The sequence below is a fragment of the Pseudomonas nitroreducens genome (genome assembly GCF_014204515.1).
Classification (GTDB): domain Bacteria; phylum Pseudomonadota; class Gammaproteobacteria; order Pseudomonadales; family Pseudomonadaceae; genus Pseudomonas; species Pseudomonas nitritireducens_A.
Genome location: NZ_JACHLI010000031.1, coordinates 70,275 through 94,678, shown reverse-complemented (window position 1 = coordinate 94,678; position 24,404 = coordinate 70,275). Strand labels below are relative to the sequence as shown.

The 24,404-nt window shown below is 68.2% G+C and carries 21 protein-coding genes; 7 read left to right on the top strand and 14 right to left on the bottom strand.

Annotation, left to right across the window (positions count from 1 at the left end; translation table 11 throughout):
• From HNP46_RS28135 to HNP46_RS28115, 5 genes are all read left to right on the top strand, one after another.
• The coding region (locus tag HNP46_RS28135) for an IS3 family transposase (RefSeq protein WP_184595615.1) at positions 1-222 on the top strand (222 nt) is incomplete at its 5' end.
• 655 nt (positions 223-877) lie between these two features.
• The gene (locus tag HNP46_RS28130; RefSeq protein ID WP_184595613.1) at positions 878-1,783 is read left to right on the top strand and encodes a LysR family transcriptional regulator; all 906 of its coding nucleotides are present in this window, start codon (positions 878-880) and stop codon (positions 1,781-1,783) included.
• Between the two features lie 107 nt (positions 1,784-1,890).
• The gene (locus HNP46_RS28125) at positions 1,891-3,099 is read left to right on the top strand and encodes a M20 aminoacylase family protein (RefSeq protein WP_184595611.1); all 1,209 of its coding nucleotides are present in this window, start codon (positions 1,891-1,893) and stop codon (positions 3,097-3,099) included.
• Positions 3,096-4,370, top strand: coding sequence for an MFS transporter (locus HNP46_RS28120; protein ID WP_184595609.1), 1,275 nt, complete (start codon positions 3,096-3,098; stop codon positions 4,368-4,370). The genes HNP46_RS28125 and HNP46_RS28120 overlap by 4 nt, the downstream gene beginning before the upstream one ends.
• A gap of 67 nt (positions 4,371-4,437) precedes the next feature.
• The gene (locus HNP46_RS28115; protein WP_184595607.1) at positions 4,438-5,547 is read left to right on the top strand and encodes a M14 family metallopeptidase; all 1,110 of its coding nucleotides are present in this window, start codon (positions 4,438-4,440) and stop codon (positions 5,545-5,547) included.
• On the opposite strand, the gene HNP46_RS28110 is transcribed toward HNP46_RS28115, so the two are convergent.
• The 14 genes from HNP46_RS28110 to HNP46_RS28045 form a co-directional block, all read right to left on the bottom strand.
• Positions 5,517-6,032, bottom strand: a complete 516-nt coding sequence (locus tag HNP46_RS28110; protein WP_184595605.1) for a GNAT family N-acetyltransferase — start codon at positions 6,030-6,032, stop codon at positions 5,517-5,519. The two genes, HNP46_RS28115 and HNP46_RS28110, sit on opposite strands and share 31 nt — an antisense overlap.
• A 91-nt stretch (positions 6,033-6,123) precedes the next feature.
• Positions 6,124-6,393, bottom strand: a complete 270-nt coding sequence (locus HNP46_RS28105) for a hypothetical protein (protein WP_184595603.1) — start codon at positions 6,391-6,393, stop codon at positions 6,124-6,126.
• A 75-nt stretch (positions 6,394-6,468) separates the two neighbouring features.
• Entirely contained in the window at positions 6,469-6,903 is a 435-nt protein-coding gene (locus HNP46_RS28100) for a hypothetical protein (protein WP_184595601.1), read from the bottom strand.
• Between the two features lie 342 nt (positions 6,904-7,245).
• Positions 7,246-8,598 carry an OmpA family protein gene (locus tag HNP46_RS28095; protein WP_184595599.1) on the bottom strand — a complete coding sequence of 451 codons (1,353 nt, stop codon included), beginning with the start codon at positions 8,596-8,598 and terminating at the stop codon, positions 7,246-7,248.
• Between the two features lie 207 nt (positions 8,599-8,805).
• Entirely contained in the window at positions 8,806-10,599 is a 1,794-nt protein-coding gene (locus HNP46_RS28090; protein ID WP_184595596.1) for an acyl-CoA dehydrogenase, read from the bottom strand.
• Positions 10,600-10,760: 161 nt separating this feature from the next.
• Positions 10,761-12,197, bottom strand: coding sequence for a DUF3336 domain-containing protein (locus HNP46_RS28085; RefSeq protein ID WP_184595594.1), 1,437 nt, complete (start codon positions 12,195-12,197; stop codon positions 10,761-10,763).
• Between the two features lie 76 nt (positions 12,198-12,273).
• Positions 12,274-13,782, bottom strand: a complete 1,509-nt coding sequence (locus HNP46_RS28080) for a wax ester/triacylglycerol synthase family O-acyltransferase (RefSeq protein WP_184595592.1) — start codon at positions 13,780-13,782, stop codon at positions 12,274-12,276.
• Between the two features lie 65 nt (positions 13,783-13,847).
• Positions 13,848-14,672, bottom strand: coding sequence for an SDR family NAD(P)-dependent oxidoreductase (locus HNP46_RS28075; protein ID WP_184595590.1), 825 nt, complete (start codon positions 14,670-14,672; stop codon positions 13,848-13,850).
• Between the two features lie 10 nt (positions 14,673-14,682).
• The gene (locus tag HNP46_RS28070) at positions 14,683-15,102 is read right to left on the bottom strand and encodes a MaoC family dehydratase (RefSeq protein WP_184595587.1); all 420 of its coding nucleotides are present in this window, start codon (positions 15,100-15,102) and stop codon (positions 14,683-14,685) included.
• Positions 15,103-15,115: 13 nt separating this feature from the next.
• Positions 15,116-15,556, bottom strand: coding sequence for a MaoC family dehydratase N-terminal domain-containing protein (locus HNP46_RS28065; RefSeq protein WP_184595585.1), 441 nt, complete (start codon positions 15,554-15,556; stop codon positions 15,116-15,118).
• Between the two features lie 16 nt (positions 15,557-15,572).
• Positions 15,573-16,760: a lipid-transfer protein gene (locus HNP46_RS28060; RefSeq protein ID WP_184595583.1), complete on the bottom strand. Its 1,188-nt coding sequence runs from the start codon at positions 16,758-16,760 to the stop codon at positions 15,573-15,575.
• A gap of 19 nt (positions 16,761-16,779) precedes the next feature.
• Entirely contained in the window at positions 16,780-17,919 is a 1,140-nt protein-coding gene (locus HNP46_RS28055) for an acyl-CoA dehydrogenase family protein (RefSeq protein WP_184595581.1), read from the bottom strand.
• Positions 17,920-18,042: 123 nt separating this feature from the next.
• The gene (locus HNP46_RS28050) at positions 18,043-18,870 is read right to left on the bottom strand and encodes an enoyl-CoA hydratase/isomerase family protein (RefSeq protein ID WP_184595579.1); all 828 of its coding nucleotides are present in this window, start codon (positions 18,868-18,870) and stop codon (positions 18,043-18,045) included.
• An 84-nt stretch (positions 18,871-18,954) separates the two neighbouring features.
• A complete protein-coding gene (locus HNP46_RS28045; RefSeq protein ID WP_184595577.1) occupies positions 18,955-21,759 on the bottom strand; it encodes a LuxR C-terminal-related transcriptional regulator in 2,805 nt (934 codons plus the stop codon).
• Positions 21,760-21,999: 240 nt separating this feature from the next.
• Here HNP46_RS28045 and HNP46_RS28040 point away from each other — a divergent pair, with 240 nt between their 5' ends.
• Positions 22,000-23,154, top strand: coding sequence for a CaiB/BaiF CoA transferase family protein (locus HNP46_RS28040; RefSeq protein WP_184595575.1), 1,155 nt, complete (start codon positions 22,000-22,002; stop codon positions 23,152-23,154).
• A gap of 43 nt (positions 23,155-23,197) precedes the next feature.
• On the top strand, positions 23,198-24,397 hold the full coding sequence (locus HNP46_RS28035; protein WP_184595573.1) for an acetyl-CoA C-acetyltransferase: 1,200 nt from the start codon (positions 23,198-23,200) through the stop codon (positions 24,395-24,397).
• Positions 24,398-24,404 lie beyond the last annotated feature (7 nt).

The following is a 24,404-nucleotide window of genomic DNA, read 5'->3' as shown; positions in this document are numbered from 1 at the left end:
TCACGCAAGGCGTGCTCGCCAGACAACGCTGCCTGCGAGGGATTCTTCGGCCGATTGAAGAACGAACTGTTCTATGCCAGGGATTGGCTCGACACAACTATCGATGAGTTCATCACAGAGCTCGATGCCTACCTCCGATGGTACAACGAGGCCCGGATCAAAATGTCGCTTGGCTCACGCAGCCCCTTGGAGCACCGTAGGTCTCTAGGAATCATCGTCTAATCAGTCCAAGTTTTCTGCCGCACCTCCCTCCCCTGACGCCAATCAGGGAGGGCGGACCGTACAGGTTGGCGTACCGTCAAGAGTAAACGGCGCATCCGAAGATGCCCTGCACGGTCCTCCCATAACGCGGGTGCAACCATGCGAGGAGCTGAACCGAGGTTCATGCACCTTCTCTTGAGCGAGACGCCAATCCCGACTGCCCATAGGGGACAGCGAGGCAACGGTAGGGATTCGGGCAGTAGGTGTCAATCAGACGTAGTCCACTACGAGGCCCCAAGGTCGCACCCGTAGGGCGGATAACGCCTCGGGCGTTATCCGCCGTGAGGCTGGCGGCGGATAACCCGTTCCGGGTTATTCGCCCTACGGCCTGAAGTCACGGATTATTCCTGACGCCGAAGTTCCAGGAAGGCACAGCCGGTGCGCTTCATTCGTATACGCCCTCTCCCTTAAGGGAGAGGGCGGGGGAGAGGGTGGTTCCGGGTTCTTCCAGAACCATCGCCAGCCGATACGTCTTGCCTGCGAAGCGTTGAGCGCCGTGGAAAAACCTGCATCGCGACCCGCCAGTCCGCCCGCGTTTACCAACCTTTACGCACGCCGGCCTCGATTTTGCTTTATGTTCCGACCTGTTACCGAGCCATGAGCCGTCGTCCCAGCCATGAAGTTGCATCAACTCCGCGCCATCGTTGCCATCTGCGAGAGCGGCAGCATCCAGGAAGCTTCGCGCCTGCTGCACATCTCCCAGCCCGCCCTGTCCAAGAGCATCAAGGAGCTGGAGGCCGAGCTGGGCGTGCCGTTGCTGGTGCGCTCCAACCGCGGCATCACCGCCACCGAATACGGCGAACGCCTGGTGCGCCGTGCCCGGCTGGTGGTGGAAGAAGTGCGCCGTGCGCGGGACGAGATCGAGACGCTGAAAGGCGCCATGGACGGCCGCGTGGCCATCGGCGTATCGCCGGTGACGCCCAGCCAGCAGTTCGCCGCCTGCCTGCTGCGCTACCGCAAGCGTTACCCCAAGGTGCAATTGCAGATCAACGAACTGCGCCCGGCCAAGCTGCTCGAAGGCCTGCGTGAAGGCCAGCTGGACCTGGTGCTGACTTCGCAGCCGTCCTCGCGCAATGTCGATGGTTTCCACTGGCAGGAACTCTATGCCCAGCCCACCACCCTGGCAGTGCGCAAGGGCCATCCACTGCGCCACGCGCGGTCGTTGCACGAGCTGCTCGACGAAGAGTGGCTGGTGCCCGATTCGCTGGACGTCTCCCTCGCCGGGCAGATGTTCGAGCAATACCAGGTGCGCCATCCCGAACGCGTCATCGAGTGCGCCTCGGTGGTGCTCTACGCGGAACTGGCGGCCAACACCGACGCGGTGAGTTTCTGGTCGCGGCGGGTGTTCGACCTGCCCATCGTCTCCAGCACCCTGGAGGCGCTGGACATCGCCGAGACGGTGCCGGGCACCGATATCTCGCTGGTCTGCCGCCCGCCGGAGCTGATGACCCGCGAGGCGCAGACCCTGGTGGACGAACTGGTGTACGCGTTCAAGGGCCCGCACCTGCGCAAGGCGGAATGACGCGCCGACGATAACCAGCCTTGATAAGCATGCGCGAAGGTCATTATTCAGCGTCGCGCGCGTGGGGCATCCTGCCGGCCACATCAGAACAATGAGCAGGATGCGGCATGAGTCAGCACCCCCTTTCTCAGCACCAGACAGTCGAAAGACTTTTCGCTTCCCAGGAAGAGTTCGCACGGATTCGCCGGGACCTTCACCAGCACCCCGAGCTGGGCTTCGAAGAGGCGCGTACCAGTGCCATCGTCGCTGGCTACCTGCGCGAATGGGGCTACGAAGTCCATGAAGGTGTCGGCGGTACCGGCGTGGTCGGCGTTCTGCGCCAGGGCAACAGCGCGCGCAGCATCGGCATCCGCGCCGACATGGACGCGCTGCCCATCGACGAAGCCAGTGGCGTGCCCTATGCCAGCCAATATGCCGGCCGCATGCACGCCTGCGGCCACGACGGCCACACCGCGATCCTGCTCTGCGCCGCCCGCGACCTGGCCGAACGCCGTGACTTCGACGGCACCCTCAACCTGATCTTCCAGCCCGCCGAGGAAACCCTCGGCGGCGCCGTGGCGATGATGGACGACGGCCTGTTCGAGCGCTTCCCCTGCGACGCGGTGTATGCGCTGCACAATGCGCCAGGCCTGCCGGTGGGCTGCTTCCTCACCCGCGAGGGTGCGCTGACGGCATCGTCCGACCGCGTGTCGATCCGCCTGATCGGCGTCGGCGGCCACGGCGCCATGCCGCACCTGACCCGGGACCCGATAGTGGCCGCCGCCGAGCTGGTGCTCGCGCTGCAAAGCATCGTCGCGCGCAACGTGCCGTCCACCGAAGTGGGCGTGGTCACCGTGGGCATGCTGAAGGCGGGGGAGGCGGCCAACGTGATCCCCGAGCACGCCGACCTGCGCCTGAGCGTGCGGGCCACCAAGCCTGAGGTGCGTGAGCTGCTCAAGCGGCGCATCGGCGAGATCACCCGTGGCGTCGCCGCCGTGCACGGCATGGAATTGCAGTACGAATACGAGGAGCTGGTGCCGGTGCTGGTCAACACGCCGGAAGAAACCCGCCTCGCGCGCCAGGTGCTGAGCGAGCTGGTCGGCCCGCAACGGCTGCTTTCCGAAGTGCCCTCGGGCTTCCTCGGCAGCGAGGATTTCGCCTGGATGCTGGAGCGCCGCCCCGGCTGCTACATCGCCCTGGGCAATGGCAACAGCGGTCCCAGCGGCTGCATGGTGCATAACCCCGGCTACGACTTCAACGACGGCGCCATTCCGTTCGGTGCAGCGCTCTGGGTACAGCTGGTGGAAACGTCGCTGTGCAAAGGGGGACACGCATGAAAAAGCGCACCGTAGTCCTCGTCCTGCTGATGCTGGTGATGGTCATCAGTGTGCTGGACAAGACCATCTTCGCCTTCGCCGGTGCGCAGATCATCGACGAGCTGAAACTCTCGCCGACCGAGTTCGGCTTCATCGGCAGCGCCTTCTTCTTCCTCTATTCGATCTCCGGCGTGCTGGTGGGCTTCCTCGCCAACCGCTTCCCGACGCGCTGGATTCTCGCCGGCATGTCCGTGGTGTGGATGGCCTCGCAACTGCTGGTGGCGCTGTCCAGCGGCTTTGCCGCGCTGGTCGCCGGACGGCTGCTGCTGGGCGCCGGTACCGGGCCGGGCACGGCGGTGACCCAGCACGCCTGCTTCAAGTGGTTCGGCCCCAAGGAACGGGTGCTGCCTTCGGCGCTGATCCAGGTGTCGATCATGCTCGGCGCCGTGCTCGGCGCGCTGAGCCTGCCGCTGGCGATCCAGCACTTCGGCTGGCGTACCGCGTATCTGCTGCTGGCGGTGCTCGGGCTGGTCTGGCTGGTGGTCTGGCTGCTCTTCGGCCGCGAAGGGCAGCAGACCGAGGAGGAGGGCCCGGGCGCGTCGCTGCGCCTGCCGTACAGCCGCCTGCTGCTGAACCGCAGCTTTGTCTGGATCACCCTGATGGGCTTCCTCAGCTACCTGCCCACCGCGCTGGTGTACAGCTGGGTGCCGGTGTACCTGCAGAAAGGCCAGGGCATGACGCCCATGCAGTCGGGCTACACGGTGATGGTGGTGACAGTCGGGGTGATCCTCGCCAACCTGCTTCTTTCCACCCTGTCGCAACGGGCGATGCAGCGCGGCGTCACGGTACAGCGTGCGATGGTGCTGCCGCCGATGGTCTTCGCGGCGATCGCCGGCGTTGCCTTCTGCGCGCTGACCCTGCTGCACGGCGATCGCCTGGCGATCCTGGTGCTCTACGCTCTGGGCGCGATCCTGGTGAACGTCCTGCCGACCTTCTGCAACACCCTGGTGGCCTATATCGCGCCGAGCGCCCAGCGCGGCTCGATGCTGGCCATCCACATCGGCGGCATGACCAGCGCCGGCATGCTCGCGCCGTGGATCGTCGGCCAACTGGTGGAGCTGCGCGGAGGTGATATCGCCCATGGCTTCGAGACCGCCCTCGGTCTGTTCGGCATCCTCACCGTGGTCTGCGCGGTGCTCGGCTGCCGGATCATCACCCCCGAACGCACCCGTCAGACGCTGCAGGGCGAGCACAGCGAAGCGCCGCTGCCGGGCGCTGTCGGCCACGCCTGACTTTCTTCGAAGGGCCTGCTGGTCGGGCCCGGTTTTCCTGACTCGAATCTGATCATCCGGAGCGGTGATGAACCCGTCTGCCTGTTTTTCCCAGAGCTACGCCGAAGCGCGTGGCAAGTTCCTCGCCGCCTGCCTGAACGCCGGCCTGGTGGTGGAATCCCACCGTCACCCGCTGCCCGGCCGCGATGGCGAAACCCTGGCGCTGGATGTGGCGCGCAGCGGCCCTAGCGATGCGCGGAACCTGCTGATCATCAGCAGCGGCTGCCACGGCGTCGAAGGCTTCTGCGGTTCGGCGGTACAGACCGCTCTGCTCAATGACCCCGACTGGCTGGAGCGTTGCGCCCAGGCCGACTGCGCGGTGCTCTACCTGCACGCGGCCAACCCCCATGGCTTTTCCTGGTGGCGGCGCTGGACCCACGAGAACGTCGACCTCAATCGCAACTTCCTTGATTTCTCCCAGCCGCGCCAGCGCAACCAGGCTTACGCGGCGCTGGACCCGATCCTGATCCCGCGGCGCTGGCCATCCTGGGCCAGCCACCTGCGGTTGCTCGGCTACGCCATGCGCCATGGTCGCAAGCAGCTGCAGGCGGCGATCTCCAGCGGCCAGGATAGCCATCCCGGTGGCCTGTTCTACATCGGCGAGCAGCCGACCTGGAGCAACCAGACGGTGCGCCGAATCCTCCGCCAGCACGCCGCGGCCTGCGCGCGCATCGGCTGGATCGACCTGCACACCGGCCTGGGCCCCAAGGGGCATGGCGAGCGCATCTACGTCGGCGGCAACGATCCGCAGACGCTGGCGCGCACTCGGCGTTGGTGGGGCGCCGAGGTGACTTCGGCCCACGAAGGAGGCTCGGTGTCGGTGCAACTGCAGGGGCAGATGATCCTCTGTGCCGCCAGCGAATGCCCGCAGGCCGAGCTGACTGCCATTGCCCTGGAATACGGCACGCTGCCGGGATTGAAGGTGCTCAAGGCACTGCGCGCGGACCAATGGCTGGCCAACAACCCCGGTGTAGCAGCGGGCAAGGCCCTGCGCATCCACCGCCAGCTGCGCGACGCCTTCTACGTCGACGAGGACGGCTGGAAGCGTCAGGTACTGGAGCAGGCCGGCGAAGCGGCGCGCCAGGCCCTGGCGGGGCTGAGTGAGGTTCAGGCGGCGCCGGTGCGCGCGTCCAGGTAGCAGATCGTCGTGCGCCGTGACCCGTTGGGCCGGCGCTGCGGATCGGCGAAGGTCTCCAGCTCACGGAAGCCGGCCTTGCGCATCATGCCGGCGGAGCCGGGGTTTTCCTCGTGGCGCTCGATATAGATGTCCGGCAGGCCGCGGGCGGCCAGGTCGGCAATGGCTGCCCGCAACAAGCGCGTACCCAGGCCGCGTCCGGCTTCACCGCGATGCACCGTGGCCTCGGCGATATAGGCGTGGCGCTGCTGGTCGTCCCGCTGGAAACGGCCGAACGCATCGCTCTCGTGATAGGTGACCAGGCCCCGCAGTTCATCTTCATCCACGGCCACCAGCGCCCAGACGGAGCCGTCGGCAATGGCCTGGAAGTGCTCGCGCACCGGGCCTTCGGGCAGGAAGTTCCAGTCATTGGGGCCGTGCACGAAGATCAGCTCGAGCATGGCCGGCACGTCGTCGGCGCGGGCGGGGCGCAGCAGCAGGTCGGCCATGGCGCATTCCTTAAAGTCGGGACGAACGACTCTAGCCACGGTCGGTGCCTGGGGGCAGGCACAGTGGCGCAGGAAAACTGTATGGGTGGGATCAGCGGCCGGGCAGCATCGGTGTCAGATGCAGGATGTTCAGCAGATGCGGAACGCGCAGCGGGTAGCAGGCCTGCAGGCGCACGCGCGCCTCGGAAAGGGTCATCTGACGGGAAAACGAGCGCAGCACGGTCTTGCCCGGGCAGTGACCGTCCTGAAAATGCACGAGGAATTCATTCATGGCCAAGCGACAACGAGGAAACACGCACGAGGTGGCGCACAGGGCGCGAATAATAACGGCTTCAGCGCGTTCAGCGTTGCCATAAATCATCCTTTGCAGGAACTGTCCGACGGAACGCCAGGTACTCCACCGGCCGAACCGACGACCGGTGGAGTCGGAAAGGGGCTAATGCCCTGAAGCGTAGTCCAGACGCAGGACGTTGTAGTCCAGGCGCATGCCGAAGGCGTGCATGAAGAACGCCTCCAGCTGCAGTTCCAGCGAACGCGAGGTGAGGGTCGCCAGGCGCGCGCCCTGGCGGCGGGTGCGGCGGTTTACCGCGGTGAATTCCTCGTGGACGAGGCCCTGGGACGCGGGGTCGGCGATCAGCCGGTAGCAACTGTCGGGCAGGTCGTCGCGCTGGGTGGCCAGCAGGCTGAGTTCAGGGTGGCCGTCGGCGTTGGTGATCAGTTCCACGCTACAGCGCAGGCCTCGGTCGCGGGCGAAGCGCGAGGCCTCTTCGAAAGCCGGCAGGGCCTTCTGCAGGACCTGGATCTCGAAGGCGAGGAGGAATTGCTCGTCGAATTCGACGTCCTGGGTGTTCCGGGCTGCCTGGTTCAACATCGCCGGCATCTCCTGTGTCGATGAAACGAGAAAACTGCAATAGCGAGTCGGGATCGCCAGAGTTTCGTCATCGCGGCATTGCAGGCACAACGCACACAGTCGGCCGGCAATGCCATTTGCCTGAACGAAAGGCCATCTCACTGGATGGCCCTGGCGGCTGTCAATGAACATTCGGGCATAAGAAGCATGGCCGGCAATAGCCAGCCCTGTGGCGAAGCGGGGAAATCCACAGAAACAGGCGGGAAAGCGTGACGGGGAAGGGTGTAACGAGATCTTTACGGGAGTGCCACCACCCACCCGTTGATCGGATGGGTGGTGGGGTATTTCACTGCGCTTTCAGACTCACTCGCCCAGGACGGTGAACTCGATGCGGCGATTCCTGGCGCGGCCTTCCTCGGTCGCGTTGTCGGCGATCGGCTTGCTGGCGCCATAGCCCTTGGCGGTCAGCAGGGCGGGGGAAACGCCCAGTTCGACCAGCTTGGCCACCACGGCATCGGCGCGCTTCTGGCTCATGGCCAGGTTGCCCTCGTGGGTGCCGACGGAGTCGCTGTGGCCACCCACCTCGATCTTCGTGCCTTGCGGCGCGGCACTGATGGCCTGGGCAGCGCGGCCGAGAATGTCGGCGCTGTCACTGGTGATGGCGTTGGAGTTGCTGTCGAAATAGACGTTCATCAGGTTCAGCGCCTGCACCAGGTCCTGTGCGCTGAAGCCGCTCTTCAGGTCGGCCAGGGCGGCGCTGGCGCGCTCCCACAGGCCGCTCATGGAATAGCCGCTGAACAGCTCGCGCAGCTGCTGGCTGAGCAGGAAGCGCTGATCTTCCGGCAGCGCCGAGGTATCGATGGACAGCTTGTCGCCATCAAAACCCAGCTTGAGGCCGCTGGCGCCCAGTTTCGGCAGCGCAGCGATCAGCTTGTCCAGCCAGTCGGCCGGCAGGGTCTGCGGATCGACCACGATATCGCCGGATATCTTGTCTGCACCGAACTGCGCGTGCAGGGCGTCCATCAGGCGCTGCTTGTCAGCGTCTGCAGGCAACTGGCCGTTGACGGTGATCTGGCCATCCTGGTTGCTCAGCTGGAATTGCGCCGGGTGCTCTTCAACGGGCTCCTGTACAGCCTCTTCCTGGGCCACCGGCTTGTCGCCTTGAGCCTGGCTCGGCGCTACCGGTTCGCTCGGCTGAGGCAGTGGTTGCATTGGCGGCCTGGACTCCGGCTGGCAATGGCTCACGGCGAGGACGAACAGCGCCAGCAGGCCTGCGAGCAGCAGCCAGAACAGCCAGCCCAGGCCCTTCCTGCGAGGCTTGGCGGCTTCGTCCTGCAGCAGCGCGGCAAGCGGCGCGGTGAGATGGGAGGGTTCCTTGCCATCGCGGGTAAGCAGGGCAACCAAATTGGGCAGCGCTTCCGCACCGGCCATGTTCACCGCACCACTGGAAACCCCCAGCAGGCTGGCGAGACGGTTGGATTCGTTAAGGCCGATACCGGCGCCGAACTGGTCAGGATGCAGTGGCTTGTCGACAGAATTGCCACCGATCCAGGACCGGAACAGGTCGCCGAGGCCGGCGTCCTCGAAGCGCTTGCGAAAACCTTCGAACCCACCGGTCCGTTGGTTGACCAGGGACTCGGCCAGCAGGCCGACGAAGCGACGGGCCTGTTGGCCCATGCCGCGATGGGCCGCTTGCTGGATGATCGTTTCTAACATCAAAGTCTCCGCTGATTGAAAATGCCGGCCGGGCAGCGGATATCGCTGCGCAGGAGGCGGCTCAGGTGGGCGTGTGACCCGAGCGGCGGCATTCTCCGAGCAGAAGGCGGGTGTTGCAGTCGGACATTTCCACTGGGGATTGGCGTCTTGTCCTATTCGGAACTGAAGGCCCGGCTCCCGTCGACTGGGCAGCGGGGACCAGGAGCTTCAGAACGCGAAGTCTTCCATCTCCAGGGCGGCGTCCCCGCCGTCGACGATGGCCTGCGCCAGCCCCGGCGCACGGGTGAGCACATGTCCGGCATAGAACTGTGCGGTGCGCAGCTTGGCGCGGTAGAAGGCGGCATCGCCGCTGCCTTCGGCCAGCCGCTGCTGCGCCACCTGCGCCGAACAGGCCAGTTGCCAGCCGCCGGCGACAATGCCCAGCAGCTCCAGCAGCGGAACCGAGCCCAGGGCGACCAGGCGCACCTGGCTGTCGTAGTGGGCCACCACGAACTTCACCGCGTCATCCAGGGCGTTGATCGCCGAGAACAGGCGATGGCGGATGCCGGCCAACTGCGGGTCGTCATCGGGCAACGCCCGTTGCGTTTCGCGCAGCTGGGCGATCAGGGCGAAGGCGGCGGCGCCCTTGTCACGGGCAATCTTGCGGCCGATCAGGTCGAGGGCCTGGATGCCGGTGGTGCCCTCGTAGATCGGGGTGATCCGCGCGTCGCGCAGGTGCTGGGCGGCGCCGGTTTCCTCGATGAAGCCCATGCCGCCATGGACCTGCACGCCCAGCGAGGCGATGTCCACGGCATTCTCGGTCGCGCAGCCCTTGATCACCGGGATCATCAGCTCGACGAAGGCCTGCCGCTCGCGGCGCACCGCCTCGTCCGGGTGGCCGTGGGCGAAGTCCATGGCCAGCGCCACTTCGCAGGCCAGCGCACGCATGGCCTCGGTGCGCGAGCGCATGGACATGAGCATGCGGCGCACGTCCGGGTGGCGCAGGATGGCCGCCTTCTCGCGACCGGGCACGCCGATTTCCGTGCCCTGCACGCGCTGCCGGGCATAGCTGGCCGCGCGCTGGTAGGCACGCTCGGCCAGCCCGATACCCTCGATGCCCACCGAGTAGCGCGCCGCGTTCATCATGATGAACATGTACTCCAGGCCGCGGTTTTCCTCGCCCACCAGCCAGCCGCTGGCGCCGCCTTCGTCACCGAAGGCCAGCACGGCGGTGGGGCTGCCGTGGATGCCGAGCTTGTGCTCGATGGAGACGCAACGCACGTCGTTGCGCTGGCCCAGGCTGCCGTCGGCGTTCAGCAGGACCTTGGGCACCACGAACAGCGAGATGCCTTTCACTCCATCCGGTGCACCGGGCACGCGGGCCAGCACCAGGTGGACGATGTTGTCGGTGAGGTCGTGCTCGCCGTAGGTGATGAAGATCTTCTGCCCGAACACCTTGTAGCGGCCGTCGCCCTGGGGCTCGGCGCGGCTGCGCACGGCGGCGAGGTCAGAGCCGGCCTGGGGTTCGGTGAGGTTCATGGTGCCGGTCCATTCGCCGCTCACCAGTTTCGGCAGCCAGGTGGCCTTGAGCTCATCGCTGCCGCGCAGTTCGATGGCCTCGATGGCACCGCGGGTGAGCATCGGGCAGAGGCCGAAGGCGACGTTGGCGGCGTTCCACATTTCCTCCACCAGCGCCGAGATCAGCCGCGGTGCGCCCTGGCCGCCGAAGTCGGGCGGACAGGAGAGGGCGTTCCAGCCATTGCCGGCGAACTGTTCGTAGGCAGCCCGCCAACCTTCGGCGGTCCGTACGTCACCCTGGTTCCAGCGCGCTCCCTGGCGATCGCCGGTAACGTTCAACGGCGCCAGTACGCCCTGGGCGAAGCGTGCGGCTTCGTTGAGGATGGCGTCGACCAGCTCGCTGTTCATGTCCTGCTGCTCCGGCAACTGGCGCAGGCCGTCGAGCAGTCGCAGGTCCTTGAGGATGAACTGCATGTCGCGCAGCGGGGCAAGGTAGTCACTCATGGCGGAACTCCTGTTCGAGAGGCTGGGACCCGTGCGGGGCGCGCTGAAGCGCAATGGGCTCAGCGGCAGGCAGGGGCGCTGCTGCGCTGGCGCGGTGGCGCTCCCTGGGTAGTCAGACCGCCAGGGGGCGCCGAAGGTGCCGTGCTCAGGCGCTCGCCTGCTCAGACGGTCCAGTGGCGGTCGCGCAGGATGCCGTCCAGGGTGCGGCTGATGGCCGTGCAGTTGCGCACCATCGCCATGCGTTCCCAGGTCGCCTGTTCGCCTTCGCGCAGCAGTTGCCGCAGCTCCGCCAGGGGCATCGGGGCGAGCAGCTTGAGCGGGTTGTGCCAGCGCTTGCCGAGGAACAGGTTGATGTCGGCGATGTAGTCCTGCACCAGCACGCTGTAGCTCAGGTGCTGCCAGCGGGCGAGGGTGGCGTTGCGGATGCGCAGGTGGTCGCGGCCCAGGCGCAGCAGATGGGTGGCGACTCCCTTGCCGAGGCGTATCTGCTGGTTCAGGGCGCTCTGCAGCAGGTTCGGGCGGGCGTTGGGGTTGGGCGTGAACAGCAGCGCCGCTGGGTTGGCCATGCTGGAGATGAAGTGGTTGACCCCGTACAGCCGGCCCAGGCGCTTGGCCGGCAGGTCGTCGAGGAAGGAACCGTCGATCCACTGCTGCTCGGGCAGGTAGGGCACCTGCAGGCCGGCGGCGTTCTTCGCCTGCAGCGTCACGGGCGGATAGATGCCGGCGATGGCGCAGGAGGCCATCACCGCCGAGCGCACCAGCACGGTAGGCGCGGTGATCGCGTTGAGCAGGCGCGGCGCCTGGCGCGGTTCCAGGCCGGTGACGGTGATGTTGAGGTGGCGTCCGCTGACCTTGTAGGCCTCGGCGAAGGTCAGGTCGGGGATCAGCCGCTCCAGGTAGGCGGCCAGGTCGCCGGCCTCCAGCGCCGGGCGGGTGCGCGGCCGGCGCCGGTGCGCAGTGCCGGCGGCCTGCATCAGCAGGTGCTCGGCCTGCAGCTGCGCGGGCAATCGGGCGTCGTCGTGGGTGCAGGCAATGGAAGCGAGGATGGCGCCGGCGCTGGAACCGGAAATGATGCTTGGCAGCATGCCCTCCTCGAGCAGCGCCTTGAGCACCCCGGCGTGGAAGTAGCCGAGCACTGCGCCGCCGCTGAGCATCAGGGCGGAGCGGCCGAAGCACTGGCTGGCACGAAGGAAGAAGTCCTTGCGCTCCTCCAGGGGGATGACCTTTTCGTCGAGGCCGTCGATGGCCTGCAGGGACAGGCAGACCTCCTCGATGTACTGGTGGATCAGGTGCTTGGTGCCCAGGTGCGAATGGCCGTAGAGCGTGGCCTTGCCCATGCCGGCGAGGTTGCCGTGGATGCCTTCGTTGAGGGCGAACATCAGGTTGCCGTAGGCGCCGGCGTTGCGCATGCCGCGCAGGCGCTCCAGGCGCTGGCGCACCGTGCGGTAGTCGTAGTCGGCGGACACCTCGTTGCCGCGCCAGTCATCCATGCCGGTCGCGTGATCGAGGGCGGCGGCATGCTGCGCCCATTCCGGGTAGCTGTGCGCGTGGTCCATCTTGTCGCGCCACTGCCGTGCCGCGGACTTCTGCCTGAACATCGGGTTTTCCTGTCGGTTGTCGCTGCAAAGGTGACGGTCGAGCGAAGCATCCCTGCCTGCCGCTCGCCGTCGCGGGTCACTGTGCGCTGGGCTCCTGGCTTCGCGCCGGGGCCTGGCGGCGGCGTGCGTTGCCCGGCCTGGCGGGTGGTTCATCGGCGGCTGCGCGCAGTTCGCCGGCCAACGCCAGGTACTCGGCGGTGGAATCGCGCAGGCAGTCGATGTAGACATCCATGTCCGGCAGCATCTGCCGGTCGGCCAGCACGCCGAGGATGATCTGCCCGTACAGGCTGGTGATGCCGTGGCTCAGGCCCATGCCGTCGAACACCGGGACTATGGGGTAGGTGGCGAGAATCTCGGCGCCGGCGAAGTACTTCTTCTCGGCGCCGTTGGTGGGGCCGGGGACGTTGGTGATCAGGGTGTTCTGCAGGGGGAAGCGGCTGACATAGCGCACCTGGCTCTGCAACCAGCCGCCGAGCATGCGCATCGGCGCGGGAAGCATCTCGCCCAGCGAGGTGATCAGCTCGTGCATCACCTCCTTGGCCAGCGGCGCGCCGCGCTGGGTGCGCTCGGTGACCGCCTGCAGGCGCAGCTGCGGATCGGCCATGTCGGTGCCCATGCCGATCAGCATCATCGAGATCAGGTTGCCCATGTCGCGGCGTGCGCTTTCCGGACGCATCGCCACCGGGCACAGCGCCACCAGCGACTGCTCCACCGGCAGGGCCTCGCGCCTCAGCAGGTAGCGGCGCAGGCCGCCGGCGATGATGGCGATGATCACGTCGTTGAGGGTCGAGCGCTCGGCGCAGCGGCGGATCTGCTTGAGCTCGGCGAGGCTCCAGGTCATCGCGCCGTAGCTGCGGTGCGGCGAGACCTGGGCGTTGAACAGGGCGCTGGGTACCCGGCGCTGGTCGGGGCTCGCCTCGCCGCGCAGCTGCGCCGCCAGTTGCAGGCCCTTGCGCGCCACGCTGAGGCCGGCGCGGGCGCTGCGCAGCGACTGGCCGAGCAGGCGCGGCATGGTCTTGGCCCACATCTGCGTGCGGGTCGGCATGCGCTCGTTGAGCGGCTGGCGGTAGGTGTTGTCGTCGAATTCGATCTGGTCGTCCATCAGCAGGGTGGTGATCTCCACCCCGGACTTGCCGTCGACATAGGCATGGTGGAAGCGCAGCAGCAGGGCGAAGCTGCCCGGCGGCACGCCGTCGACGTTGTTCAGCCCCTCGATCACGGTGATCTCCCAGGGCGCGCGCTCCATGTCCAGGCTGCGCGACATCGCCCGCGCGGCGAAGATGCACAGCTGGCGCCAGTCACCCGGTTGCGGCAGGCCGACATGGCGGATGTGGTACTCCAGGTCGAAGTGCTTGTCCTCCAGCCAGTAGGGATCGTCGAGGCGCAGCGGCGCGTGCTGCAGGCGGCGACGGAACAGCGAGGTGCTGCTGAGACGGCTGTCGATGAAGCGGATGATGTCCTTGTGCCGGACCAGCCCGTTGGGGGCCGAGTTCTGGTCGCAGATCCACAGGCCACCGATCACCATGGGCTGGTGCGGGGCGTCGGAATAGAAGAACTGCGCGTCCATGGGGGTGAGTTGCTTCATGATGTCGTTCCTCGGGCTGGGCGACGGCACGCCGGGGAGGAGCGCCGCCGCGGATGCCGCTGCGGCTATTGCAGGTTGCCGGCCACCGCGATGGTCTGCGCGGTGATGTAGTTGGATTCCGGGGAGCAGAACAGGTACACCGCATCGGCGGCTTCCTGCACGCTGCCGGGACGCCCCAGCGGGTTGCGCTGGGCGAACGACTTCGCCGCCTCGGGGCTGATGCCCACGCGGATGTCGCGACCCTCGATGTTCACCGTGGCGCCAGCGTGGGCGTCGGCGCGGGTCATACGCGTTTCGATGAAGCCGAAGGCCACCGCGTTGACGTTGACCTTGAAGCGCCCCCACTCGCGGGCCAGCGCGCGGGTCATGCCGGCGACGCCGGCCTTGGCGCCGCTGTAGTTGATCTGTCCGGCATTGCCGTTCAAGGCCGACACCGAGGAGATGTTCACTACCTTGCGGAACACCTCGCGACCCGCTTCGGCGTCAGCCTGGGCCTGGGCCTTGATCACCGGGTAGGCGGCGCGGAAGATTCGAAACGGCGCGGTCATGTGGCAGTCGAGGATGGCGTACCACTGCTCGTCGCTCATCTTCTGCACAACGTCGTCCCAGGTGTAGCCGGCGTTGTTGACGAGGATGTCGATGCCCTTGAAGTGCTCCATCGCAGTGCGGATGTAGCGCTCGGCGAAGTCCGGCGCGCTGACGTTGCCGTGGCTGATGGCGGCCTGGCCGCCGAGGTCGCGGATCATCGCGGCGGTTTCCTGAGCTGGCGCCAGGTCCAGGTCGTTGATCACGATGCGCGCGCCTTCGCCGGCGAGCTTCAGGGCGATGGCCTGGCCGATGCCGCGGCCGGAGCCGGTGACCAGTGCCACCTTGCCGTCGAGTCTTGTCATGGGGCGGTCCTCACTGCAGGGCGACGATGGCGTCGCCGACGATCTTGGTTTCGCCATACTGGTTGGCGGTGCGGATTTCCAGCTTCACGCGGCGCTCGCCGTCGGCCTCGAATTTCTCCACCACGTGGCCGCTGCAGGTGAGCTGGTGGCCCAGGTGGGTGATGCCGGCAAAGCGCACGGCGAAGCCGCGCAGCTGGCGCTGGTCGACCCATTGCGTCAGCAGGCGGCCGAGGTAGGCCATGGACAACATGCCGTGGGCGAACACGTCGACCATGCCGGCCTTGCGCGCGTAGTCGATGTCGATGTGGATCGGGTTGTGGTCACCCGAGGCACCGGCGAACAGGGCCAGGGTGGTGCGGTTGATCGGCGCCAGGCTCAGCGGCGGCAGGCTGTCGCCGACCTGGACGGAATCGAAGTGGACAGTAGTCATCGGGATCTCCGGATCAGCTGTTGCGGTGGACGAGGGTGGTGCGCAGGGTCGCCACGTGTTCGCCGTGCTGGTTGGTGACCTTCGACTCGCGCACCACGAAGCTCAGTGCGCCGCCTTTCTTGTCGTAGATGTCGGTGATGCGCACGTCGTAGTGCAGGGTGTCGCCGGCATAGGCCATGCGCTGGTAGGTGAAGGACTCCTCGCCATGCAGGATGCGCGAGGAGACGATGCCCAGCTCGTCGCGCCAGGCGTTGGAGGGCGTCTGGAACGCCAGCGAGAAGAGGAAGGTCGGCGGCAGCGGCAGGCCGGGGTGGCCGGCGTCGCGCGCCGCCTGTTCGTCGAGGTAGACCGGGTCGGTCTCGCCGATGGTCCTGGCGAAGAAGCGCAGCTGCCCGGCTTCGGCGACGACGCTGAAGGACGGCAGCTGCTTGCCGATGTGTTTCGGATCGATCATCTGGAGCCTCCCGGCGTCAGTGCTTCTGGTACACGGTGACCACGCCGGCACCGCCCAGCCCGAGGTTGTGCTGCACGGCGATGCGCGCCTGTGGCACCTGGCGCTCACCCGCGCTGCCGCGCAGCTGGTGGGTCAGCTCGTAGCACTGGGCAAGCCCGGTGGCGCCCAGCGGGTGGCCCTTGGAAAGCAGGCCGCCGGAGGGGTTGACCACCCAGCGGCCGCCGTAGGTGTTGTCGCCGTCGTTGACCAGCTTCTCGCCTTCGCCCTCGGCACACAGGCCCAGGCCTTCGTAGGTGAGCAGTTCGTTCTGGGCGAAGCAGTCGTGCAGCTCGATCACGTCGATGTCGCCGACACCGATGCCGGCCTGCTCGTAGGCCTGCTGCGCGGCGAGGCGGGTGACCTCGAAGCCGACCACGCGGATCATGTCGCGGCTGTCGAAGGAGGCGGGGATGTCGGTGGCCATGGCCTGGCCGGCGATCAGCACGTCGGTGCGCAGGCCGTGCTTCTTCGCGAAGGCCTCGGAGACCACGATGGCGGCCGCCGCGCCGCAGGTGGGCGGACAGGCCATCAGGCGGGTCAGCACGCCCGGCCAGAGCACCACGTCGTTCATCACCTGCTCGGTGGTGACCACGTTGCGGAATACCGCCAGCGGGTTGCGCGCGGCGTGGCGGCTGGCCTTGGCGCGGATGGCGGCGAAGGTTTCCAGCCGGGTGCCGTACTTCTGCATGTGCGCGCGGCCGGCGCCGGCGAACTGGCGAATGGCGTTGCTCGGCACGTCGATGCCCGTGACCAGCTCGCTGACCACCGCGTTGGCGCGCTCCAGCGCGGCCGGGCGGTCCGGCCAGGCGGACTTCAGCGCGCCGGGGTTCATCTGCTCGAAGCCCACGGCCAGGGCGCAGTCCACCGCGCCGCTGGCTACCGCCTGGCGGGCGAGGAAGAGCGCGGAGGAGCCGGTGGCGCAGTTGTTGTTGACGTTGAGTACCGGGATGCCGGTCATGCCGGCGTGGTACACGGCCTTCTGCCCGCAGCAGGAGTCGCCGTAGACGTAGCCGGCGTAGGCCTGCTGCACCAGGCGATAGTCGATGCCGGCATCGGCCAGCGCCTGCTGGATCGCGTCGCGCGCCATGATGTCGTAGAAATCGCTGCTGCCGGGCTTCCTGAACTGGATCATGCCGACGCCGGCGACGAATGCTTTCTGGCTCATGCCTGTTGTCCTTGTGTGATCAGAGCTTGCGCGAGATGAGTTCGCGCATGACTTCGCTGGTGCCGCCGTAGATGCGGTTGACGCGCATGTCGACGAAGGCGCGGGCCACCGGGTACTCGAGCATGTAGCCGTAGCCGCCGTGCAGCTGGACCATCTCGTCCAGTGCCTTGCCCAGGGTTTCGGTGGCGAACAGCTTGGCGATCGCCGCCTCTTCCAGGGTCAGGCGGCGGCGCATGTGCTCGCCCAGGTAGTGGTCGATCATCAGGCGCACGGCAATCGCCTGGGCCTTGATGTCGGCCAGCTTGAAGCGGGTGTTCTGGAAATCCCAGACGGTCTGGCCGAAGGCCTGGCGGCTCTTGACGTAGTCGAGGGTGTGCTCGAGCACCGTCTCCAGTCGCGCGGCGGCGGAGACGGCGATGGAGAAACGCTCCTGCGGCAGCTCGCCCATCAGGTAGGCGAAGCCCTTGCCTTCCTCGCCCAGGCGATTGCCCACCGGTACCCGCACGTTGTCGAAGTACAGCTCGGCGGTGTCCTGGGCGTGCTGGCCGACCTTGTCCAGCTTGCGGCCGCGCTGGAAGCCGGGGCGGTCGGTTTCCACCGCGATCAGGCTGATGCCCCTGGCGCCGGCTTCCGCATCGGTCTTGCAGACCACGATCACCAGGTCGGCGGACAGGCCGTTGCTGATGAAGGTCTTGCTGCCGTTGATGACGTATTCGTCGCCCTCGCGCACGGCGCTGGTGCGCACCGCCTTGAGGTCGCTGCCGGTGCCCGGCTCGGTCATGGCAATGGCCAGGATCAGCTCGCCCGAGCAGGCGCCGGGCAGCCAGCGGCGCTTCTGCTCCTCGCTGCCGCAGCGGGCGATATAGGGGGCGATGATGTCCGAGTGCATGCCCAGCCCGTTGCCGGACAGCCCGGCCCGGTTGAACTCCTCGTTGTACACCGCGCTGTGGCCGAAATCGCCACCACCGCCGCCGTATTCCTCGGGCAGGGTGATGCACAGCAACCCCTCGCGGCCAGCCTTCAGCCAGATGTCGCGGTCCCATTGTCCGGCGCGGTTCCAGGCTTCCTGGCGGGGCACGCATTCGCGCTCGAAGAAGCGGCGCACGGTGGTGCGGAAGATTTCGTGGTCGTCGCGGAAGACGCTGCGCTCGATATGCACGGAAGGCTCCTGCTGCCGACCGGTCCTGCCGGTCGTGGTTGTCGTTTCGCGCGCGGGGCGCACAGGCTCGATGGCTACGGTAGGGCGCGCTGTGGCACGGCTACTCCACCCGGAGCGGGTGGCTCAGTCGCGGTCCCAGTCGAAGCGCGCGGGTTCGCTGCGCAGGAAGGCGGAAACCGCCTCGGCGTGGTACGGCGCGGTGGACGCCACGCCCTGGGCCAGGCCTTCCAGCTCGGCCATCGTGCTCCAGCCGGTTTCATGGCTCTGGTTGAGCAGTCGCTTGCTCATCGCCAGCGCATCCCGCGGCGCGGCGAGGAAGCGCTGGGCCAGGTGCTGGGCGGCGGCCGGCAGCTCGTCCGGGGTGTGGATGGACAGCACCAGGCCCAGCTCGCGAGCTTCCTCGACGCCGACGCGGCGGGCGCTGAACAGCAGTTCCTTGGCCTTCTGCAGGCCCACGGCGCGGGGCAGGCTGTAGAGCGCGCCGGAGTCCGGCACCAGCCCCAGCCGGGCGAACGGCATGCAGAACGACGCGCGTTCGGAGGCGAGGATGAAATCGGCCAGCAGTGCGATGGCGAAGCCGGCGCCGTAGGCCGGGCCATCCACCGCGGCGATCACCGGGATCTCCAGGCCGCGCAGGCGCTCCAGCCAGCCGTGCAGGCGGCGGATGCGCAGGCGCATGGCATTGGCCGAGTTTATTTCCGGGTCGTCGCTGAGCTGGCGCTGCTTCAGCGAGCGGATGTCGCCGCCAGCGCAGAAGCTGCCACCCGACCCGGTGATGATCAGGGCGCGCAGGCTGCGGTCGCCTTCGACCCGTTCGAGCATGTCCGCGTAGTCTTCGCGCAGCTCCAGCGACAGGGCGTTACGCGCGGCCGGCTGGCGGTGGGTGAAGGTGGCGATGCCGCCGGCGAGGGTCAGTTGCGCTTCGCGCAGTGCGATCAGTTCGGTGCTCATGGCGGACGCTCGGAGGAAGGGTCCACCCATGCTCGGTGCGCCGCGCACCGGCTGCGCCACCCGGTGCGGGTGGCGGCCGGCCGGTCAGCGGCCGGAGCCGTCCGCCGTTTCCGCGTCGCGCAGGCGGGCCACGGCTTCGTCGCGGCTGCCGACGCCGAGCTTGCTGTAGATGTGCCGCAGGTGCCACTTCACGGTTTCGTGGGAGAGCCCCAGGGCGCGGGCGATCTTCTTGTTTGGCAGGGCCTGGGCAAGCAGGCGCAGCACTTCCAGCTCGCGCTCGCTGAGCGGCTCCATGCCGGCGCCCAGCTGCAGGCCCGTCGCACGCGGCGCGGCGGCACTGGGTGCGGGCTGTGCCGGAGCGCGGCGGGTGCCGCGCAGGCGCTCGATGTAGAAGGCCAGCAGTGGGTCCAGCGGCTGGTCGGCGGTCAGGCTCTCGATCAGTTCGAGGGCGTCCGGGTGGGCATCCACCACGCTGCGCAGCTGGCCGTAGCGCTGGGCGCTGCGCAGCAGGGCGAGGACCTTCTGCCGCGCCTGGTCGATCTGGCCGCGCTGGGCGTCGAACACCGCGCCGAGCATCTTCAGGCGGGTCACCGCCAGTTGCCGGCCGTCCTGCTCGCCGGCCTCGAGCATGCGGTTGAGCCGCAGGTTGGCGCTGTGCAGGTCGCCGTGGGCGGCGTCCCAGCGCACGTGGGCGTTCTCGACGATGATGAAGATGTCCTTGCGCTGGCTGCGCGCGGCGTCGGGATGGCGCGCGGCGATGGCGTCCAGGCGCGCCAGCTTGGTCTGCGCGGCGACCACCTCGCCCAGCAGCAGGTGCCAGTGCACCTGCCAGACCAGCGCGTGGGCCATCAGCCGGTCGAGCTGGTGCCGGTGCGCGTACTCGTAGAGATGCTCCAGGTAGGCGAAGGCCTCGCGGCGATTGCCGGCGACCCAGTGGGCCTTGCCCAGGGTCTCCAGGGCGCGCAGCACCGAGTCGGGGATGGAGATGCGTTCGAGCAGGTCGATCTGCGGCTCCAGCAATTGCAGGGCGGCATCGATCTCGTTGGTTTCGTAGAGCGTGTCGCCCAGCAGGGCGGTGGCCAGGTGCAGTGCGTCGGCACAGGAGCGGCCATGGCGCTGGGCCTCGTAGATGACTTCGCGGTAGATGCGCTCGGCCTGGGCGATCTGCCCCTCCATGGCCAGGCTCAGGCCGATCAGGCAGCGGCCCTGCAGGGTGCCGCCGGCGGTGCCGATCAGCGGCGCGCCGTTGACCAGCAGGGGCGGGCGCTCCAGTTGCACCTGGCGGGCTCGCTCGTATTCGCCGCGGTTCATGTACAGCCAGGAGAGGATGTTCAGGCTGCCGCCGATCATCACCGAATTCACCCCCGCCGGCGGGTCGAGCAGCTGTGGCAGGATGTCCAGGGCATCGTCGGTGTTGTCGCGCTGCACCGCCAGCACGGCGCGCAGCATGGCGAGACGGAAGCGCGAGTCGCCGTCCTCTGCGGGGATATCGCTCTGCAGCTCGGCGATGCTTGCCTCGCAGGCGGCGAAGTCGCGGGCGAATACCTGCATGCGCGCCAGCAGCAGGCGCAGGCGGATGCTGCTGCGAATCTGCTCGCGGGGCAGCAGGCGCGCCAGTTCGATCAGCACCCGCAGGTCGCCCTGGGCGTACAGCGCCTCCAGGCGCTCCTCCACCAGTTGCGCGGCGGCCACTGCCGCGCCGCCGGCCACCGCATGTCGCACCGCGTCGATCAGCTGGTCGCGCTGGCGCAACCAGCGCCAGGCGCGGCCGTGCACGGCGCGCTGCTGTTCTGCGTCTTGGCGGGCGAAGAGGCCGAGCAGGGTCTCGCGCAGCAGCGGATGCAGGCGGTACCAGCTCTCCGCGTCCTGGCTGTCGAGGGCGATCAGGAACAGGTTGTCCTGCTCCAGCCGCGCGAGCAGTGCCATGGCTTCGGCCACTGCTTCGGGGCGGTCCACCAGGGCCGCGCAGAGGGAAGGGCAGAAGCGGTTGCAGACCGCCGTGTGGACCAGCAGCTGCACCTCGTTGTCGCTCAGCCGCGACAGCACTTCGGTTTCGAAGTAGCGGGCGAAGGCCTGGTGGTCGCGCAGCGGCCCCGGCGCCGTAGCGTCAGCTGCCGGCTTGCGACGGCTGGCGGCAAACAGCTGCAGGCCGGCGATCCAGCCGTCGGTGAGTTCATGGATCTGCCGCACTTCTTCCGCCGGCAGCTCGCCCAGTTGCTGACGGAGGAACTGGCGGGTTTCTTCCAGGGTGAAGCCGAGGTCGCGAAGTTCCAGTTCGAGGATCTGCTCCTCGCTGCGCAGGCGCGCCAGGGACAGCGGCACCGCGCTGCGCGTGCCGAGCACCAGGTGCAGGTTGGCCGGGGCGTATTCCAGCAGCCACTGCAGGGCCTGGTGGATGCCGACGTCGGTCAGGCTGTGCAGGTCGTCGAGTACCAGCACCACTTCGCGGCCACTGGCGGCGATGCCCTGGACCAGCGTGATGACGGTGCGCTCCACCGATTCGCTGTCGAAGCCGTGAGCCTCCATCAGGGAAGCTTCCTGCACCATCTGCAGATCGATCTGCGCCAGGCTGCCCAGCAGGTAGTCGACGAAGCGCCCCAGTTCGTTGTCCTCGGCGCCCAGGCTCAGCCAGGCGACCTCGAACCCCAGGGACAGCAGGTGCTGGCGGCAGGCGAGCAGGACCGTGGTCTTGCCCCAGCCCGCCGGGCCCTTGATCACCGTGCAGCGCCGGCGCCGGCTTTCCACCAGCCGCTGGACCAGGCGTTCGCGGGCGATCACCCGGCTGCCGCTGCGTGGCGGGGTGAGCTTGGAGCGGTCCAGGGTGGTGGTGAGGGCCGGTTCGGCCTGGGCCGGGAGTGTGCTCAGGGTGATGCTGCTGGGTCTTTCCATGGGGCTTCCGAGGCAATGGCGTGCGCCCGCGATTGTTGTTGGAGGTACGGGCGTCCTTCAGAGCATGCCGCACTTGCGCCGTGCTTCACCAGTGCCTTGCACCGCCCTTCAGACGCCACCCGTGGCGGCCACCCGACGCGGGTGGCGGACGCCGTGGCAACGGCGGTGTTCCATTGCTGAAACCGCCCAGGGCGGTATCGCCGGGCGCTCGCCGCGCCCACCAAGCAAGGAACCATGTCGATGGGTGTGTTGAGCGGTATCCGAGTTCTGGAGTTCGAGGCCATCGGCCCGGCACCTTTCGCCACCATGCTGCTGGCCGACATGGGCGCCGACGTCATCCGCATCGACCGGCCGCTGGCCCACGGCGACCTCGGGCCGAAGATGGACGGGCCGAAGGTCGACATCACCGGCCGTGGCCGCCGTTCGGTGACCCTGGACCTCAAGCAGGCCGATGCCGCCGCCGTGGCGCTGGAGCTGATCGAACAGGCCGACGTGCTGATCGAGGGCTTCCGCCCCGGCACCCTGGAGCGTCTCGGCCTCGGCCCGGAGCCGGCGCTGGCACGCAATCCGCGGCTGGTCTACGGGCGCATGACCGGCTGGGGCCAGCACGGCCCGCTGGCCCAGCGCGCCGGCCATGACATCAATTACATCGCGCTGTCCGGCGTGCTCTCGGGCATCGGCCCGGTGGCCGGCCGGCCGGTGCCGCCGCTGAACCTGGTGGGCGATTACGGCGGTGGCGGCATGCTGCTGGCGCTGGGCGTGCTGGCGGCGCTGGTGCGCGTGCAGCGCGGCGGCGCCGGCCAGGTGGTGGACGCCGCCATGGCCGAAGGCGCGGCGCAGCTCGGCTCGGTGATCTGGGGGCTGCTGGCCTCGGGCAACTGGCGCGAGGAGCGCGGCAGCAACCTGCTCGATGGCGGCGCGCCCTGGTACGACACCTACCGCACCCTGGATGGCGGCTACCTGGCGATCGGCCCGGTGGAATCACGCTTCTACGCCGAACTGCTGGAACGCCTCGGCCTCGATCCGGCGCAGCTGCCGGCACAGCACGACCGCCAGGGCTGGCCGCGCCTGCGCGAGGCGTTCATCCGCGCGTTTCTGCAGCGCACCCGCGAGCAGTGGTGCGAAATCTTCGAAGGCAGCGACGCCTGCGTCGCGCCGGTACTGGGCTTCGCCGAGGCGGCGGAGCATCCCCACGCCCAGGCGCGCGGCAGCTTCATGGAGGTCGGCGGCGTGGTCCAGCCGGCCCCGGCGCCGCGTTTTCTCGGCACGCCCAGCGCCGTACCGCAACCGGCGCCCGCCCGCGGCCAGGGTGGCGAGGCGGCGCTGCGCGACTGGGGGCTGAGCGAGGCCGGCATCCAGCGCCTGCGCCAGGCCGGCCTGGGCATGAGCGCCTGAACGCGTTTCCACGACAGCAGCAGAAGCAGAAGAAGAGACCGTCATGTCCCACGCCTACCTCCTTTCCCCCGTGCGTACGCCGATCGGCAAGTTCGGCGGCGCCCTGGCCAGCGTGCCAGCGGCCGAGCTGGCCGCGCTGGTCCTGCAGGAAGTCCTGCGGCGCAGCGGCGTCGCCGGCGATCTGGTCGACGAAGTGATAGTCGCGCAGTCCTACCAGTCCAGCGAGGCACCCTGCATCGGGCGCTACGCAGCGGCGCTGGCCGGCCTGCCGGACCAGGTGTCCGGCTACAGCGTCGACCGGCGCTGCGGCTCCGGCCTGCAGGCGCTGATCGACGCGGCCATGCAAGTGCAGACCGGCGCCGCCGACTGCCTGCTGGTGGCCGGCGTCGAGAGCATGAGCAACATCGAGTACTACAGCACCCACATGCGCTGGGGGGCGCGCCTGGGCGACGTGAGCCTGCACGACCGTCTCGACCGCGGCCGCGTCAACTCGCAGCCGGTCGCCCGCTATGGCGAGTGTCCCGGTGGCGCGGTAGAGACCGCGGAAAACCTGGTGCGCGACTACGGCATCAGCCGCGAGGCCTGTGACCGTTGGGCCGCGGACAGCCATCGCAAGGCCGCCAGCGCCTGGAGCCAGGGACGCTTCGACGCCGAGCTGTTGCCGGTGCAGGTACCGCAGCGCAAGGGGCCGCCGCTGCTGGTCAGCCGCGACGAAGGCATTCGCGAAGACGCCAGCTACGAGACCATGGCCGCCCTCAGGCCGATCCTCGCCGGCGGTACCGTCACCGCCGGCAGCGCCAGCCAGCAGAACGATGCGGCGGCCGCTTGCCTGGTGGTCTCCGAGCGCTTCGTCGTGCAGCACGACCTGCGCCCGATGGCGCGCCTGGCCGGCTGGGCCGCCGCCGGTTGCCACCCGCTGCGCATGGGCATCGGCCCGGTGCCGGCGGTGGCCAAGCTGCTGCAACGGCTGCAGCTGCAGCTCGCCGACATGGACCTGATCGAGGTCAACGAGGCGTTCGCCGGCCAGGTGCTGGCGGTGCTGCGCGAATGGCAGCTGGAGCAGGACCCGCGGATCAACGTCAACGGCTCGGGGATCTCCCTGGGCCATCCCATCGGCGCGACCGGCCTGCGGATCATGACCTCGCTGCTCCACGAGATGCAGCGCCGCAAGGCCCGCTACGGCCTGGAAACCCTGTGCATCGGCGGCGGGCAGGGCATCGCCGCCGTCTTCGAACGCGTCTGAAGCCAAG

What these genes read in the sequence shown, in the direction of transcription:
- HNP46_RS28060 (WP_184595583.1), bottom strand. Translation starts at nt 16,760, where the DNA reads ATGAGCCAGAAAGCATTCGTCGCCGGCGTCGGCATGATCCAGTTCAGG.
- HNP46_RS28120 (WP_184595609.1), top strand. Translation starts at nt 3,096, where the DNA reads ATGAAAAAGCGCACCGTAGTCCTCGTCCTGCTGATGCTGGTGATGGTC.
- HNP46_RS28080 (WP_184595592.1), bottom strand. Translation starts at nt 13,782, where the DNA reads ATGAAGCAACTCACCCCCATGGACGCGCAGTTCTTCTATTCCGACGCC.
- HNP46_RS28100 (WP_184595601.1), bottom strand. Translation starts at nt 6,903, where the DNA reads ATGTTGAACCAGGCAGCCCGGAACACCCAGGACGTCGAATTCGACGAG.
- HNP46_RS28130 (WP_184595613.1), top strand. Translation starts at nt 878, where the DNA reads ATGAAGTTGCATCAACTCCGCGCCATCGTTGCCATCTGCGAGAGCGGC.
- HNP46_RS28075 (WP_184595590.1), bottom strand. Translation starts at nt 14,672, where the DNA reads ATGACAAGACTCGACGGCAAGGTGGCACTGGTCACCGGCTCCGGCCGC.
- HNP46_RS28040 (WP_184595575.1), top strand. Translation starts at nt 22,000, where the DNA reads ATGGGTGTGTTGAGCGGTATCCGAGTTCTGGAGTTCGAGGCCATCGGC.
- HNP46_RS28095 (WP_184595599.1), bottom strand. Translation starts at nt 8,598, where the DNA reads ATGTTAGAAACGATCATCCAGCAAGCGGCCCATCGCGGCATGGGCCAA.
- HNP46_RS28110 (WP_184595605.1), bottom strand. Translation starts at nt 6,032, where the DNA reads ATGGCCGACCTGCTGCTGCGCCCCGCCCGCGCCGACGACGTGCCGGCC.
- HNP46_RS28090 (WP_184595596.1), bottom strand. Translation starts at nt 10,599, where the DNA reads ATGAGTGACTACCTTGCCCCGCTGCGCGACATGCAGTTCATCCTCAAG.
- HNP46_RS28065 (WP_184595585.1), bottom strand. Translation starts at nt 15,556, where the DNA reads ATGATCGATCCGAAACACATCGGCAAGCAGCTGCCGTCCTTCAGCGTC.
- HNP46_RS28045 (WP_184595577.1), bottom strand. Translation starts at nt 21,759, where the DNA reads ATGGAAAGACCCAGCAGCATCACCCTGAGCACACTCCCGGCCCAGGCC.
- HNP46_RS28070 (WP_184595587.1), bottom strand. Translation starts at nt 15,102, where the DNA reads ATGACTACTGTCCACTTCGATTCCGTCCAGGTCGGCGACAGCCTGCCG.
- HNP46_RS28115 (WP_184595607.1), top strand. Translation starts at nt 4,438, where the DNA reads ATGAACCCGTCTGCCTGTTTTTCCCAGAGCTACGCCGAAGCGCGTGGC.
- HNP46_RS28050 (WP_184595579.1), bottom strand. Translation starts at nt 18,870, where the DNA reads ATGAGCACCGAACTGATCGCACTGCGCGAAGCGCAACTGACCCTCGCC.
- HNP46_RS28105 (WP_184595603.1), bottom strand. Translation starts at nt 6,393, where the DNA reads ATGATTTATGGCAACGCTGAACGCGCTGAAGCCGTTATTATTCGCGCC.
- HNP46_RS28035 (WP_184595573.1), top strand. Translation starts at nt 23,198, where the DNA reads ATGTCCCACGCCTACCTCCTTTCCCCCGTGCGTACGCCGATCGGCAAG.
- HNP46_RS28085 (WP_184595594.1), bottom strand. Translation starts at nt 12,197, where the DNA reads ATGTTCAGGCAGAAGTCCGCGGCACGGCAGTGGCGCGACAAGATGGAC.
- HNP46_RS28125 (WP_184595611.1), top strand. Translation starts at nt 1,891, where the DNA reads ATGAGTCAGCACCCCCTTTCTCAGCACCAGACAGTCGAAAGACTTTTC.